Source organism: Olivibacter sp. LS-1 (assembly GCF_008245145.1).
GTDB classification, from domain to species: Bacteria; Bacteroidota; Bacteroidia; order Sphingobacteriales; family Sphingobacteriaceae; genus Olivibacter; species Olivibacter oleidegradans.
Genome location: NZ_CP041643.1, coordinates 960554 through 975397 on the forward strand (window position 1 = coordinate 960554; position 14844 = coordinate 975397).

The 14844-nt window shown below is 41.4% G+C and carries 18 protein-coding genes and 1 riboswitch; of the genes, 7 read left to right on the forward strand and 11 right to left on the reverse strand.

What is annotated here, in order from left to right; genetic code table 11:
- Window positions 1-110: 110 nt before the first annotated feature.
- The 4 genes from FKG96_RS03835 to FKG96_RS03850 are packed head-to-tail and all read left to right on the forward strand — an operon-like array spanning window position 111 to window position 3687.
- The gene (locus tag FKG96_RS03835) at window positions 111-1598 is read left to right on the forward strand and encodes a tetratricopeptide repeat protein (RefSeq protein ID WP_130854588.1); all 1488 of its coding nucleotides are present in this window, start codon (window positions 111-113) and stop codon (window positions 1596-1598) included.
- Window positions 1599-1607: 9 nt separating this feature from the next.
- Window positions 1608-2876: a peptidase T gene (gene pepT, locus FKG96_RS03840; protein ID WP_149105157.1), complete on the forward strand. Its 1269-nt coding sequence runs from the start codon at window positions 1608-1610 to the stop codon at window positions 2874-2876.
- Window positions 2873-3331, forward strand: a complete 459-nt coding sequence (gene dtd / locus FKG96_RS03845) for a D-aminoacyl-tRNA deacylase (protein ID WP_013664671.1) — start codon at window positions 2873-2875, stop codon at window positions 3329-3331. Before pepT ends, dtd begins: the two co-directional genes overlap by 4 nt.
- 23 nt (window positions 3332-3354) lie before the next feature.
- Window positions 3355-3687 (forward strand): nucleotide pyrophosphohydrolase, encoded by a 333-nt coding sequence (locus FKG96_RS03850; protein ID WP_013664672.1) that lies wholly within the window; start codon window positions 3355-3357, stop codon window positions 3685-3687.
- Here FKG96_RS03850 and FKG96_RS03855 read toward each other — a convergent pair.
- The 7 genes from FKG96_RS03855 to thiS are packed head-to-tail and all read right to left on the reverse strand — an operon-like array spanning window position 3684 to window position 9945.
- Window positions 3684-4700, reverse strand: a complete 1017-nt coding sequence (locus FKG96_RS03855) for a HesA/MoeB/ThiF family protein (protein ID WP_130854586.1) — start codon at window positions 4698-4700, stop codon at window positions 3684-3686. The genes FKG96_RS03850 and FKG96_RS03855 overlap by 4 nt on opposite strands.
- Before the next feature lie 17 nt (window positions 4701-4717).
- Window positions 4718-5830 (reverse strand): 2-iminoacetate synthase ThiH, encoded by a 1113-nt coding sequence (thiH, locus tag FKG96_RS03860; RefSeq protein ID WP_130854585.1) that lies wholly within the window; start codon window positions 5828-5830, stop codon window positions 4718-4720.
- Entirely contained in the window at window positions 5830-6603 is a 774-nt protein-coding gene (locus FKG96_RS03865; RefSeq protein WP_130854584.1) for a thiazole synthase, read from the reverse strand. The genes thiH and FKG96_RS03865 overlap by 1 nt, the downstream gene beginning before the upstream one ends.
- Window positions 6588-7250 (reverse strand): thiamine phosphate synthase, encoded by a 663-nt coding sequence (locus tag FKG96_RS03870; RefSeq protein WP_130854583.1) that lies wholly within the window; start codon window positions 7248-7250, stop codon window positions 6588-6590. Before FKG96_RS03870 ends, FKG96_RS03865 begins: the two co-directional genes overlap by 16 nt.
- Complete coding sequence (locus FKG96_RS03875) at window positions 7237-7827, reverse strand: thiamine phosphate synthase (RefSeq protein WP_041387157.1); 591 nt, start codon at window positions 7825-7827, stop codon at window positions 7237-7239. The genes FKG96_RS03870 and FKG96_RS03875 overlap by 14 nt, the downstream gene beginning before the upstream one ends.
- A 10-nt stretch (window positions 7828-7837) precedes the next feature.
- Complete coding sequence (gene thiC, locus FKG96_RS03880; protein ID WP_130854582.1) at window positions 7838-9706, reverse strand: phosphomethylpyrimidine synthase ThiC; 1869 nt, start codon at window positions 9704-9706, stop codon at window positions 7838-7840.
- A gap of 38 nt (window positions 9707-9744) precedes the next feature.
- Window positions 9745-9945 (reverse strand): sulfur carrier protein ThiS, encoded by a 201-nt coding sequence (thiS, locus tag FKG96_RS03885; RefSeq protein WP_130854581.1) that lies wholly within the window; start codon window positions 9943-9945, stop codon window positions 9745-9747.
- 45 nt (window positions 9946-9990) lie between these two features.
- Window positions 9991-10085, reverse strand: a riboswitch (TPP riboswitch).
- 237 nt (window positions 10086-10322) lie between these two features.
- On the opposite strand from thiS, the gene FKG96_RS03890 reads away from it, so the two are divergent.
- The gene (locus FKG96_RS03890; protein WP_130854580.1) at window positions 10323-10748 is read left to right on the forward strand and encodes a DUF4440 domain-containing protein; all 426 of its coding nucleotides are present in this window, start codon (window positions 10323-10325) and stop codon (window positions 10746-10748) included.
- Window positions 10749-10780: 32 nt separating this feature from the next.
- Here FKG96_RS03890 and FKG96_RS03895 read toward each other — a convergent pair whose 3' ends face one another.
- From FKG96_RS03895 to FKG96_RS03905, 3 genes are all read right to left on the reverse strand, one after another.
- Window positions 10781-11548 (reverse strand): exodeoxyribonuclease III, encoded by a 768-nt coding sequence (locus FKG96_RS03895; protein WP_013664681.1) that lies wholly within the window; start codon window positions 11546-11548, stop codon window positions 10781-10783.
- A 75-nt stretch (window positions 11549-11623) separates the two neighbouring features.
- A complete protein-coding gene (locus FKG96_RS03900) occupies window positions 11624-12367 on the reverse strand; it encodes a peptidylprolyl isomerase (protein WP_130854579.1) in 744 nt (247 codons plus the stop codon).
- A gap of 17 nt (window positions 12368-12384) precedes the next feature.
- The gene (locus tag FKG96_RS03905) at window positions 12385-12753 is read right to left on the reverse strand and encodes a hypothetical protein (RefSeq protein ID WP_041387158.1); all 369 of its coding nucleotides are present in this window, start codon (window positions 12751-12753) and stop codon (window positions 12385-12387) included.
- Between the two features lie 569 nt (window positions 12754-13322).
- Here FKG96_RS03905 and FKG96_RS03910 point away from each other — a divergent pair.
- The gene (locus tag FKG96_RS03910) at window positions 13323-13712 is read left to right on the forward strand and encodes a group III truncated hemoglobin (RefSeq protein ID WP_013664685.1); all 390 of its coding nucleotides are present in this window, start codon (window positions 13323-13325) and stop codon (window positions 13710-13712) included.
- Between the two features lie 38 nt (window positions 13713-13750).
- Here FKG96_RS03910 and FKG96_RS03915 read toward each other — a convergent pair whose 3' ends face one another.
- Window positions 13751-14350: a porin family protein gene (locus FKG96_RS03915; protein WP_041388020.1), complete on the reverse strand. Its 600-nt coding sequence runs from the start codon at window positions 14348-14350 to the stop codon at window positions 13751-13753.
- Window positions 14351-14536: 186 nt separating this feature from the next.
- On the opposite strand from FKG96_RS03915, the gene FKG96_RS03920 reads away from it, so the two are divergent.
- Complete coding sequence (locus tag FKG96_RS03920; RefSeq protein WP_013664687.1) at window positions 14537-14752, forward strand: hypothetical protein; 216 nt, start codon at window positions 14537-14539, stop codon at window positions 14750-14752.
- Window positions 14753-14844 lie beyond the last annotated feature (92 nt).

The following is a 14844-nucleotide window of genomic DNA, read 5'->3' on the forward strand; positions in this document are numbered from 1 at the left end:
TATAACATATTGTTAAGCTCAGGTCATATGTCCTGGGCTTTTTTATTGGCGGTGTATTTTGGCATTGTTACTGCTAATAAAGAGGAATCATATTCGTTAATCAAATGCACATGGCGCGCAAATTAGTATTACTCCTCACCCTTTCCTTTAGTTTATTTCCTAGAACCTATGCTGCTTTTGACTTCTCGGCTAATTGTAAACAAGCCTATGTAGAAATTTTAAATTTAAGGTTGGATTTGGCGAAGCAATATCTCGAAAAAGAGAGACTGGTGAACCCGGAGAACAACTTCATTCCCTTATTGGAGAATTATGTTGACTATTTCTACATACTTTCATGCGATGACAAGTCGGCATTCGATAAGTTAAAAAAGAACAAATCAAGCCGTTTGTCTCAACTCGGTGGAGGCGATAAGAACTCTCCTTACTATCTTTTTGCACAAGCCGAAATAAACCTGCAATGGGCCCTTCTTCGAGGTAAGTACCAAGAGTATGTGGCCAGTGCGCTAGAGATTAAAAAAGCCTATAATATGCTCCATGAAAACATGGAGAAATTTCCGGAATTTCTTCCTAACAAAAAAGGTTTAGGCATGGTAAATGCCGTAATCGGCTCCTTACCCACGGGCGCGCAGAAGGCGCTGGGTACGTTGGGCGTACACGGTAGCACCCAAAGAGGCGAGAAGATGCTGGAAGAGCTTGTGAATAGTTTGCCAGGGTCAGCTTATGAAATTTTTTATGACGAATCTGTTTTTTATCTGATGCAGGTTTGGGTTAACATCACCAAGAAGAAGCAAGCGTTTGAAAAAATTTATTTTTTGACCGGCAAAATGCAAGATGATAGTTTACTGAAACTTTACATCCGCGCATTTACGGCTTTTAAAACCGGTCATAACGATGAAGCAATAGCGTATTTAATCGCAAAGCCAAAAAGTGCCGATTACGTTAATTATCCCTATCTCGACTATTTACAGGGAATGGCCAAGCTTCATAAACTGGATTTTTCAGCAAAGGTAGATTTTCAACGCTTCCTAGAGGAAAGTGCAGGAGGAAGCTATATAAAAGACACTTATCTTCATTTGGCATACATTTCTCTGCTGAAGGGCGATAGTTTGAATTATAAGGCTTATCTCTCAAAGATACAGCTTAACGGGACCACTTATGACGAAAAAGATAAGCAAGCCCTCAATGAAGCAAATGAGGGAGTACCCAATGAAAGTTTATTAAAGGCTAGATTTCTATTTGACGGGGGCTATTATGAAAGAGCAAAGGACGTTTTAGAAAAAGAAAATGCCAATAATTATAAGCAAAAACGAGATAAAATTGAATATTGTTATCGTTTTGCTCGCGTATTTCATGAAACCGGCGGGATTAATGGAGCGATCAAGTTTTATCAATACACAATCGCCTTCGGTAAAGACAGCAAATACTATTATGCGGCTAATGCAGCACTCTTCCTCGGAGATATTTATGTGGAAAAAAAGCGGTATAAAATGGCGGCAGATTGCTACAGTAAAGCAATCAATATGAAAAACCACGATTACGAAAGTAGCATAGAGAATAAAGCTAAAGAGGCTTTAAAAAGAATAGCAGGAAAGTATTAATTTTACCAAATGAGTATTTTGATAAAGCCCGAGGAGTATAGCGTTACCGAACGTTTTTTGCGCTACGTGAAAATAGATACGCAAAGTGATCCACACTCCATAAGCCAACCATCTACTGAAAAGCAGAAGAATTTAGGGCGGTTGCTGGTGGAGGAACTGAAAGCGTTAGGCGTGCATGATGCGCATTTAGATGAATTTGGGTATGTATATGCTACGGTGGATGCCAATATTGATGATCCCGCTATACCTGTCATTTGTTTCTGTTCGCATATGGATACCTCTCCTGATTGTAGTGGCGTGGATGTAAAGCCGATCATCCATAAAAATTATCAGGGCGACCCCATTGTGTTACCGGATGATCCTTCGCAGGTGCTTACGAAGGAAAACCATCCGGATCTACAAATGCAGATTGGCAATGACATCATCACCGCCAGTGGAACAACTTTGTTAGGAGCTGACAATAAAGCGGGGCTTGCTGCTATTATGGATGCGGTAGCCTTATTGTTAAAGCATCCGGAAATAAAACACGGTAAAATACGAATCCTTTTTACACCGGACGAAGAAATTGGCAGAGGTGTAGATAAAGTAGATATGGAGAAACTTGGCGCTGATTTTGGTTATACTGTTGATGGAGAAACCGCTGGTTCAATTGAAGACGAAACTTTCTCGGCTGACGGGGCATCACTTACCATTAACGGAATCAGTGCCCATCCCGGTTTTGCAAAAGGAAAAATGCAGAGTGCTATAAAGATTGCCGCTGAAGTTGTAAGTGCATTGCCTAAAGACAGGCTTTCTCCCGAAACGACAAGCGACAAAGAAGGATTTATTCACCCCGTCTCCATATCGGGCACCGTTGAGCAGGCGAAAATTGATTTTATAATTCGAGATTTCAGGGATGAACAACTTCTTGCTCATGAGCAAATACTGGATAGCATTGCTAAGCAGGTCGTAGCACAATATACGGGGTGTTCTTACCAATTGATCATTCATGAACAATATCGCAACATGAAGCAAGTGTTGGATAAATATCCTGCAATTATCAATATCGGGCTTCAGGCCATCCGGTTGGCAGGCTTAAAGCCCATCAGGAGAAGTATAAGGGGCGGAACGGACGGATCGCGACTTTCTTTTATGGGGCTCCCATGTCCCAATATTTTTGCAGGAGAGCACGCTTTCCACGGAAAACAAGAATGGGTTTCCGTACAAGATATGCAGAAGGCGGCATTAACGCTTATTCACATCGCCCATTTATGGACTAAAAAGGAGGAACGTAATTGAGAGCGGTACTACAACGTGTCAGTCGAGCTTCTTGTAAGGTATCTGAAAAAATTACGGGAGAGATTAAACACGGCTTATTGATATTATTGGGAATTGAGGAAGAAGACGGAGAGGACGATGTACGCTGGCTCGCGCAAAAAATCGTCAATATGCGAATTTTTGGCGACGACAAAGGGTTGATGAACAAATCGCTTATGGACGTGCAGGGTGATATCCTACTGATATCGCAATTTACGCTTTTTGCACAAACCAAGAAAGGCAATAGGCCTTCTTTTATACGAGCGGCAAAGCCGTTACAGGCAATGCCTATTTATGATAAAATGATTAACGAGTTGGAAACGTTAATGGGTAAAGCTGTTGCGAGAGGTGTTTTTGGTGCTGATATGAAAGTCGATTTACTTAACGATGGACCCGTGACCATCATAATGAACACAAAGGATAAAGAAAACTATTGAGTTTCATTTCTAGATAAAGAACTATGACAATAAAGGAAGCGCAAGAATTAGTTGATCATTGGATTCAAACAACCGGTGTCCGTTATTTTAATGAGCTTACCAATACGGCCATGTTAATGGAAGAAGTGGGCGAAGTTGCTCGCATCATGGCAAGACAATATGGTGAACAGTCCTTCAAAAAATCTGACAAGGAAGTAAATTTAGCGGACGAAATGGCCGACGTGCTTTTTGTCTTGATTTGCTTAGCAAACCAGACCGGAATTGATCTAACCGACGCACTCGAAAAAAATCTTCATAAAAAGTCTATTCGCGATAGCGAAAGACACAAGAATAACGAAAAGCTGAATCGACCCTAATCCAGCTTAGCGATCATAATTTGTCGGTTTTCATTTTTAAATAAGGCAGCGGCTTGCTTGCTTCTCAGTCCCGATTGACACAAAAAAATAATCGGGTGATTGCCTTTAATTTCGGAAATCCGATGAGGCAATTCATAGAGCGGAATATTGATACCTCCAATATTTTTCTCTTCAAATTCCCAATCTTCTCTTACGTCAACCAGTAATGTATTGGGATTTAATCGTTGATAAGTCAGCACCTCATGGTCATGCATTACATGTTTGTGGTGTTTCAAGGTGTTTATTTTCTTATTGTTCGGATCCACAGCAAAAGAGATGGTTTGATAGCGATTTTTTTGAATATCGATTGTCAGCAATTTGCCGCTTAATACATCTCCGTAGGTTGTAACGACCTTTATAACCTCATTTGCCATCAATAGACCAACAATGCCGGGTAATACATTGAGGATGCCATTGATCGAACAGCTATGGCAGTAATCAGGATCGGGTGCATCAGGGTAAAGGCAACGATAAGTTGGCCCTTCATTATAATTGAAGACCGACAATTGCCCTGTGTAATCATTTACCGCACCTGATACGAAGGCTTTACCGCTTATCACACAGGCATCATTTACCAGATAACGTGTATTAAAATTATCGCTGCCATCAACAATTAGATCGTATTGTGATATGATGTCCAAGGCATTTTCAGCACTTAAGCTAAAGGGGTGGGATTTGAGTTGGACAGCTGGTTGTAGCTGCTTTAATTTCTTTACAGCAACAGAGGCTTTGGAATGGCCAATATCTTCTCGACTAAAGAGAATCTGTCGATGTAGGTTATGCATAGCAATAAGATCCCCGTCAATAATCCCGATATGCCCCACACCTGCTGTTGCGAGATATTGTAACGTCGGGCAACCAAGTCCACCGGCACCTATAACCAGCACCCTTGCCTGTTGTAGTTTTTTTTGAGCGGACTCGCCAAAACCCGTCAACTTTATCTGGCGGTCGTAATATTCTCTGTCAGTTAACATGAAGCCAATAATAAATGTCAATCCAGTTGTAAGATAGCATCCCAGTCTTTCCAAACAGGGTCATATCCTGCTTGTTTTATAACCTCAATGATTTCCTCCGGTGTCCGCGTATCATCAATCTCAAATTGTTCCAAACTTTGGGGTTCAACAGCATAACCGCCGGGGTTGGTTTTAGAACCGGCACTTATCGATGTAATACCTAATTTGATAATGTTATTCCGAAAGTTCTGACTTTCACGTGTAGACATGGAAAGCTCTACATCTTGGTTAAATAGGCGCCACGCGCAAATCAGTTGAACAAGCTCCGCATCGTTGATAACCGTTTTTGGTTCCAAACCACCCGCGTGCGGGCGAAGGCGGGGGAAAGAAATGGAAAATTTACTTTTCCAATACGTCTTTTCCAAGTACTGCAAATGGAGGGCGGCAAAAGCACTGTCGGTGCGCCAATCATCAAGTCCTAACAAAACCCCCAAGCCAATTTTGTGGATTTCAGCGCGTCCGATTCTATCGGGTGTTTCTAAGCGATATCTGAAGTTTGACTTTTTGCCCTTGGTATGGTGTATTTTATAATCGGATTGATGATACGTTTCTTGATAAACCAAAATGGTGTTAACACCGAGCTGACGTAATATTCGGTAGTCACACTCCTCCAGTGGCTGCACTTCCATGGCTATATGAGCGAAATGTGGTTTAATGAGCGGAATAACCTTCTTAAAATAATCCATTCCAACTTGCTGTTGCGCCTCACCCGTTACCAGTAGAACATGTTGGTAACCCATTTTTTTTAACACAGCAATTTCCTGCAAGATCTCCAATGACGTAAGCGTCTTCCTTGGTATCTTGTTGTCCAAACTAAAACCGCAATAGGTACAGATATTCTGGCATTCATTCGACAGATATAAAGGTGCATACAGCTGAATGGTTTTGCCAAAACGTCGCTGCGTTTCTCTTTGGCTTAATAGAGCCATTTGCTCTAATAAAGGGAGCGCTGCGGGTGCAATTAATGCCTTAAAATCCTCGTAGGTACGGTGCTTTGCCAACAGTGCCTTTTCAGCTTCGATCTGTGTTTTATTGTAGATAGAAGCCTTTTCTGTTTCCCAGTCAAACTGATCAAAAGTAGTTGTGAACATTATGTATTCGTTAAAAAGGAAGTTAGCGGACTGGAAGCACGTGCTTCTTGTCCTGAAATAGCCATTCCAGCTTCGTAAGCAATCCTACCCGCCCGGACGGCTTCTCTAAAGGCGATCGCGATGTTGATTGGATCGGGAGCTACCGCAATAGCCGTATTTACCAATACGGCGTCTGCTCCTATTTCCATTGCTTGCGCTGCATGACTTGGCTTACCGATACCTGCATCTATAATAACGGGGACATTCGCTTGTTGTATAATAATTTCCAACATCGGAAGTGTCTGCAGGCCCTGATTACTGCCGATAGGTGCCCCCAAAGGCATAACAGCAGCTACGCCCGCTTCCTCCAGCCGTTTACAAAGTACAGGATCAGCATGGCAATAAGGCAATACAACAAATCCCTTTTTAACCAATTCTTCCGCAGCAAGTAGGGTTTCTATCGGATCCGGCATGAGATACTTCGGATCCGGGTGGATCTCAAGCTTCAACCAATTTGTTTCCAAGGCTTCCCTAGCAAGCTCTGCTGCATAAACAGCTTCTTTGGCCGTTCTTGCCCCGGAGGTATTGGGCAGCAAGCTAATTTGTGGATGATCGAGATGTTTGAGTAAATAATCTTGTGGCGTAACATCGATACGCTTCAGTGCGACTGTCACCAATTCAGACCCTGATGCGAGCAGGGCCTCTTCCATAATCGACAAGGAGCTAAATTTTCCCGTACCTGTAAACAAACGGGAGGAGAAGATCTTATCTGCTATTTTTAAACTGTTGGACATGATTGTGCTTCTATTTGTTTCAGTAAATTTTGGCAGTCTTTTCGTGGGTGATTACTGTTTGAGATAATTCCCGAGACGGCTATACCATGTACGCCCGTTTGGAATAACGGGCCGACATCCTCAACCTGGATTCCACCAATGGCAATAATAGGAACGGATAAATTGTGAGCCACTGCCTTTTTCATGATTTCATCATAGCCGGCTAAACCTAAAATCGGGCTTAGTTTTTCTTTTGTTCTAGTAAATCTAAAGGGTCCTAAGCCGATATAGTCAATAGGTAGGTTGCTTAACTGTATAATATCATCAATGGTATTTGCTGTGCACCCAATGATTTTATCGGGGCCGAGTATTTCCCTCGCCGTGCGAGGCGACATATCTTCTTTTCCGATATGAATGCCATCTGCATCGATTTCTTTTGCAACATGTACGCGATCATTGATGACAAAAGTACAACGGTGCCGTTTAGCAATTTCCAAACAAGCCATAGCCTGCTGTTTAAAGGTATCATCGTCAGCATTTTTTAATCTAAATTGAACCCATTTGATGCCGGCGTCCACCGCAATATGGACTTGATCGATAATCGACTTGTCTTTTGTTGCATGCGTAATATATTGTAGCCGCTCTATATGTTTTTTAATTCGATTCATAAGTTCGTTCCTCTACTAGATGCTTTAAATTGATGTAATTTGACAAGGGATTTGTTGTAAGCCATATATATCCTAATAACCCTGCGCCGTCGAAACCTTTTCTTTTTATTAGACCAATATTTCTATCCGAAATACCGCCAAGAGCAATAAGCTGCCCTTGCCTTGTTATGCTTCCCATTTCTAACAAATGCGGGGCCTTACGATATCCTGTTTTTGAAATACTATCAAAAACAGGACTGATAAAAATTTGTGTCCAAGGCCTGTCCATTGCTATAAATTCCGCTATTGAATGTGCCGAACTGGAAATAACCCCCCTCTGCTCCTTTAAAACCTCAAATTCACCTGCCTTCAAATGGATGCCTGCCAAATTAAATTCCTGAAGCAGATTACAGTCGCCATGAACAATTAACCTGTGATGAAAGAAAGGATCAATGGATTGGATAAATTTTCGAATAGATTTAATATCCGCATTTGGTTTCCTTACGTGGAAGACTTCCAGCCCATGATCAAACAGTTGATTAACAGTTTTTGATTCGTTCCTAATGAATGTTTCGGGACTTATAATAACCAGCTTCATGTTGTAAGTGTCAAGAATAAAGTTCAAAGTTATTTTGGCGAAACTCCTTTGCTTTTTCATGGAGCCCTTTATCAAGCGCCTCTTCCGGGTTTATTCCCTGTTCTGCAGCAAATTGCCTAACATCTTGTGTGATTTTCATGCTGCAAAAATTTGGGCCGCACATACTGCAAAAATGTGCTGTTTTAGCACCTTCCGCCGGCAAGGTTTCATCATGATATTCCCTTGCAGTATCCGGGTCAAGCGCAAGATTGAACTGGTCTTCCCACCTAAATTCGAAACGGGCCTTGCTCATGGCATTGTCGCGATACTGTGCTCCGGGATGACCTTTTGCAAGATCTGCGGCATGAGCAGCAATTTTGTAGGTGATAACACCGTCTTTTACGTCCTTTTTATTAGGCAGTCCTAAGTGCTCTTTCGGGGTTACATAACAGAGCATCGAAGTGCCAAACCAGCCGATCATAGCTGCTCCAATACCCGATGTAATATGGTCGTATCCGGGTGCTATATCTGTTGTAAGCGGGCCAAGGGTATAAAAAGGGGCCTCGCCGCATTCCCTTAACTGTTTATCCATATTTTCTTTAATCATGTGCATGGGCACATGGCCCGGGCCTTCGATCATGGTTTGAACGTCATGTTTCCATGCGATTTGTGTTAATTCTCCTAATGTTTCCAATTCGGCAAATTGTGCCGCATCATTGGCATCTGCTATAGACCCGGGACGTAAACCGTCGCCCAGCGAGAAGCAAACATCGTAGGCTTTCATGATTTCGCAGATCTCTTCAAAATGCGTGTAAAGGAAATTTTCCTGATGGTGGGCTAAACACCATTTAGCCATAATGGATCCTCCACGTGAAACAATGCCTGTTGTCCGCTTGGCCGTTAAAGGTACATAGGGAAGACGCACACCCGCATGAATGGTAAAGTAGTCAACACCTTGTTCCGCCTGTTCAATTAAAGTGTCTTTAAAAAGCTCCCAAGTTAATTCCTCCGCCTTGCCATTTACTTTTTCAAGCGCTTGGTAAATAGGCACCGTTCCAATAGGCACAGGCGAATTTCGAATAATCCATTCACGGGTCTCGTGTATATTCTTACCGGTTGATAAATCCATTACCGTATCAGCGCCCCATCGAATAGCCCAAACCATTTTTTCTACTTCTTCTTCGATGCTGGATGTTACGGCTGAGTTGCCTATATTCGCATTGATCTTAACCAAAAAATTCCGACCGATAATCATGGGCTCGGTTTCAGGATGATTAATATTATTTGGTAAGACCGCCCGTCCGCGCGCGATCTCCGACCGAACAAACTCCGGTGTTATAAATCCCTGGTATATATGTGCGCCAAAATTCTGCCCTTTGTGCTGTTGCCATAAACTATTGTCCTTCTCATAAAGTTCTTCCAGGCGCATGTTTTCACGTACGGCTATAAATTCCATTTCAGGGGTTATCATACCTTTTTTGGCATAATGCATTTGAGAGACATTCGCTCCATCCTTAGCCCTTCTGGGGGATGTCGAATGCTCAAAACGTAAATAATCAAGCGCTGGGTTACTCAGTCGGGATTTGCCATATGCCGAGCTAATGTCGTTCAGTCGAACGGTGTCACCTCGCTCTTCAATCCAGGGATTCCTTAATTTCGGTAAACCTTGTCGCACATTAATAGCTACATTCGGATCGGTATAAGGCCCGCTTGTATCGTAAACGGTGACAGGGCGGTTTTCTTCTGTTATATTCCGAAAGCGATCGGTCGTTACGCTCAATGATATTTCGCGCATTGGCACCTGAACATTATGCAAAGCGCCTTGCACATAGATTTTTCTGGAACCTGGAAAAGGAGTTCTGCTGATAGTTTGCGCCGAAGGCAGTTTTTCTGTTTTCATTTGAAAAGATTTTATGGGTAATTTTTCTTGTAAACGCGTTATCCGCCTTGTGCTGCGGTAATGATCGTTATATGATCTCCCGGATGGATCTGAAAGCTTTCCCAACTAGACTTGGGAACAACGTGCTCATTTACGGCAATGGCAACACCTTTTGTTTGCGTTAGTCCATAACTCTCCAAGGCAGCGATAAGATGCTGGCCATTTACAAAAAATGTCTGATGATTAATGTTGACTTCCATATTGCAAAAAATTTGATGCTTTAGAAGTCAACCGGAACGGTATGAGAAGACTTGTCTACTTTTCCCTTCGCAGGCATTATCCTGAGCAGGTTGTGAGGGTAACTCTCAGCCCCAATAATGGGACACCCCTAAAGCTTTTGTTTCAAAAGTATAAAATATTTTTTAAAGAATAGAAATCCCTTTGGTTTATTTGTTGGAAAATTCTTCTTAAGGCGTTATTATAAACATTCAGCAGTAATATCTATATTGAGCACCGGAAAACGCTTGATATGAAGCGTTCCCGTTTAAAAAAAATTATTTACATCCCGGTTTATTAGCCATTAACCGCCGAATGCAGCATAAAAACAAGCAAAAAATGAATAAAAGACAATAATAGGATGAAAAAAAGTTTATTTTTTCTAGTACTGATCTCCCTATCAGCAGGCCTGTTCGCACAAGAAAAGGAGGTATCGGCCATTAAAAACGTATTGCAGAGGCAAGAACAGGCGTGGAATGTTGGAGATATCCCACGGTTTATGGAGGGCTATTGGAAAAGCGATAGCTTGCTTTTTGTTAGCAAGGCGGGACCTATTTATGGCTGGCAAGGAGCCTTTGACAGATATAAGAAAACTTATCCGGACCGGAACGCCATGGGAACATTAGCTTTTAATCTTTTGCGGTTTGACCGCTTATCTCCAACGAGCTATTTCGTATTGGGTAAATGGCATTTAAAACGGCTGAACGATGATCTTGGAGGTACCTTTACGCTCCTATTTAAAAAAATAGGAGGTAAATGGTTAATCGTTGCTGATCATACCAGTTAAAGGCTGTCATTAATGAACGACAGAACGATTTTTTAGCAATCTAATTCCAAAAATACGGGGCAGTGATCGGAATGTAGCGCATCTGTTAAAATAGCAGCCTGTTTGATACGGCCTTCTAAAGCGCGGCTGGCCATGTTGTAATCAATTCGCCAACCGAGATTTTTAGCCCGTGCATTTGCACGATAGCTCCACCAGGTGTATTGATGAGGCTCCGGATGGAGGTGTCTAAAGGTGTCTATATACCCGCTATTAATGAAGCTTTCCATCCAAGCCCGTTCTTCGGGTAAGAAGCCGGAACTATTGGCATTTGATTTGGGATTGTGGATGTCTATTGCGCGATGACAAATATTATAGTCGCCGGAAATGACAAGGCTGGGGAACTCTGTTAACAATTTATCGCTATAACGGCGAAAATCGTCCAGAAATTGATACTTAAAATCTTGTCGGGCATCGCCGCTAGAGCCGGATGGAAAATAAGCACTTATTATGGACAATTCTTCAAAATCTGCACGGATGATCCTTCCTTCCTTGTCATAGGCCTCAATGCCACAACCATATTCAACATGTTTCGGACTACGTTTTGTTAAAATGGCTGTTCCACTATAACCCTTTTTCTCTGCAGGGAACCAGTAATGTTCATAACCAAGTCCTTCGATCAATAATAAATCAATAAGCTGATCGGGTGAAGCTTTAATCTCTTGCAGACAAACGATATCCGCGTCCGATTCTTTTAACCAATTTATCCAATCCTTACGCATGGCGGCACGAATACCGTTGACGTTATACGTTATTATTTTCATCAATCTAGAGTAGTTCTTTTGTTCTGTCTTGTAATGTACCGGAAATTAGGCGATCTTATTCGATAAGAATCGCTGTTATTTTGCGAACAAATCTAAAAATCGTCTGAAAATGTTTGGCTTATACGGCACTCCCTTCAGCTCTGCTTCCAATTTTCTGGTTGCCAAAGGGGTAAGAATGCTCACCTCCATCGTAACGTTTTGGAGTGGTCGGTCATTGCTGTCTGTGGGCAATGCAGCTATGCTATCAATTAAAGACAAGCCCTTTACGGTTTCGCCAAAAACGGTATAGTTATGATCAAGAAAGGGAGTCCCTCCTATTGTCTCATAAACATTACGTTGGTAGGGTGGGATTTTCCGACCTTCCAGTTTCAACTGCTCTAAACGGTCCAGTTCTTTAGGACTGTACTTTTTACCTTGGACGAGGTAAAATTGTGCTGCACTGGATGATTTGTCGGGGTTATTATCTCGAGCGGCGGCAAGAGCCCCTTTCTTATGAAAGAGACTATCATTGAACTCTGCCGGAATTTTATAATCCAGGTCTCCTTCTCCCAAAAGCGTCCCTTGTGGTGCATTTTTAGAATCGGGATCACCTCCTTGAATCATGAAGTCTTTTATTACCCGATGGAAAAGAGTACCATTATAGAAGCCTTCTTTTACAAGCTTAATGAAGTTATCGCGGTGCTTAGGGGTTTCATTATAGAGCCTTACAATGCATGCTGTGCCATTTACTGAAATACGCGCATAGGTATATTCAGGTTTTGCAGCGAATGTAAATAAGCTAAGAAGTGATAAAGACAAGAAGAGAACTGTTTTCTTCATATAGAATAGCGGATAGATTATAGCGTTTTAGTATTTGTAGAGTTTGGGATATGTTCTTCAAAATAATCAATAATGAGCGACTTTAGAATGAGTTCCTGTTCTAAAAGGGTGTAATTGGGAATTGACTTAATCAATTTCCAATGTGGCCACCCATCTTGGTCGACGCCTTCCAGTTCATAGAAACCCATTTCGCTAAATAATCGGCAGGTTGCAATATGCATTAATTCTTCCTTCTGCCTTTTGGAGAATTTTTGTGGTCCCTTACCCAGCTCCTGTACGCCTATTAGAAACAAAAAAACTTTTATATCGGGAACCTCTGTATCAAAATGATCGGCCGTATATTTTTGCAATACACGCCAGCGATTGTTTATTTCTGATGCATTCATATATTGCAAAGATAACATATACGACGGTATGAATGCAGGAATGGTTCCGTATTAATGCTAAATAATACGGGCCTTAAGAAGCGACTTTAAATCATCGCAGGATTTTTCGATAACCGATGTTACGCGTCACCCGAAATTCAATTACCAAAATGTGGATTTTTTTCCACACTTTGTGTGCCTATGGCGAAGATGAGCGATAGAAAAATGAACTCTTAGGTGCATTGCGGCCCCTTTCTTTTTTTGGCACGCTATTTCTATACAGAATAGTGAAACAATGGCACAGCAAGATAAGAGAGCGTATGAAAGTCATTGTTAATGTCCATCGGGGGAGGCCTCAATAGACAATTAAATTGACAATTTGTGAAACCTATCAAAGGTTTAAATATACAAATGACTTTGCTTTTGAGATACCAAATCAAAATAGTAAAGTTAAGATAACGGTAAAGTACTTTAGAAGTATGTACTGTTTGTTTTAGTATCTGACGGAAGGCTACCATATTCTTGGTGGCCTTTTTTTATTATGCGTATCTTTGTCTAGCTAGTTTAACCAGCGCTTATGAGATAGAGAAATGAATGATATACAGGATAGACGGGATATTGAACACTTAGTTCGCTTATTTTATGAGCGAGCTACAAAAGATACGCTAATAGGGCATTATTTTACTTCGGTAGTTCCGATAAATTGGGATGAACATATTCCCACGATTGTATCTTTCTGGGAAAATATTTTATTTCAAACAGGAGCCTATAAAGGGGGGATGCTTTTTAAGCATATGAACTTAAATTATCTTTCCGCGTTTAAACCAGCCCATTTTGATAGATGGCTTGATATATGGGAAAATACCGTAAACGAGTTGTTTAGTGGCGAACGTGCAGAAGAAGCGAAATTCAGAGCGAACAGTATTGCTATTATTATGCAAACCAAACTAGGTGTATACCCTCCTGAAAATAAGAAGTAAAGAGCAGTGCGGAGAGACACTGCTCTTTTTTGCTAAAATTAAAATAACCTATAGCCAATACCGATAGTCCATACGTTTATTTTTTGCGATTCTGCACCATCTTTAGTTAAGTTACTTAAGCCATGTTCGTAGCGCAAATCAGCTCTAAGCCGCATGATGTCTACACCTACACCACCGGTTAGAGCAATCGCTTGGTTTTTATAAGATCCGGTTTTACCAACCTCGCCTAATCTGTCAAAAACCGAATTGTCTTTATCAATTATAAAGGAGACTACCGGACCTACTTGTACACGGGCAGCGATGGGGCCTAGTCCGATTCGAGTACCTAGTAATAGGGGTAAATCTAAGCTTGTAAAATCCATTTTTACTTCAGCGTCCCCTTCATTTACCTTTGCCTCCGCATTTTTTCCTGTTACGTAAAGCTCCGGTTGAAAATGAAAGCCTGCGCCGCCAATACGCGCCCAAAGGCCCGCTTGATAACCGGTGCGGCTGCTTTTGTCAAACCAGTTCCCGTCTGTTCTTAAGGAAGAAAAATTTAACCCTCCTTTAATACCAAGCTGAAAAGTAGGAAGTAATTGAGCCGAAGCAATTGTCACTGTACTAATCAGTATACAAATAGATAAAAGTGTTTTTTTCATGTTCATACTCGTTTTTAATTGTTAATAGCATGTATGGTAAAGTTTTAGCATCTGTTAACTATACCGATACCTGATTCCACAAATTTCGAGCCTAAAATCGTTTTTTGAGGGTTACAGGCCCGGATATATGTGTTACCTGTTTGATTTAGTGAAATTTTGTTTTAAGTTTGTTTAAAACCAGAATATATGATGTCTTTTACGTTAAATGAAGCTGATTGGAAGGTTCTCCGGGAAAAGATTAAGCGAAAATATAATCACCTGACTGACGAGGACCTTGACTATCGGGCGGGGCAAGAAGAAGATCTCGTCAATAGGTTGTCAACACGGGTGAAAAGAAAACCGGAATATATCTTGTTTACATTAAAGAAGGGGCTAGCGGATTTATCGAGCAATAGGCTTTAGTATAGTTCGTGAGTTATTACCCGCCAATCTACGTCAGATTCTTTGTACAGATTATGCTTATAGTAATGCCTCAAGAGCTTGATTTTTGGGCA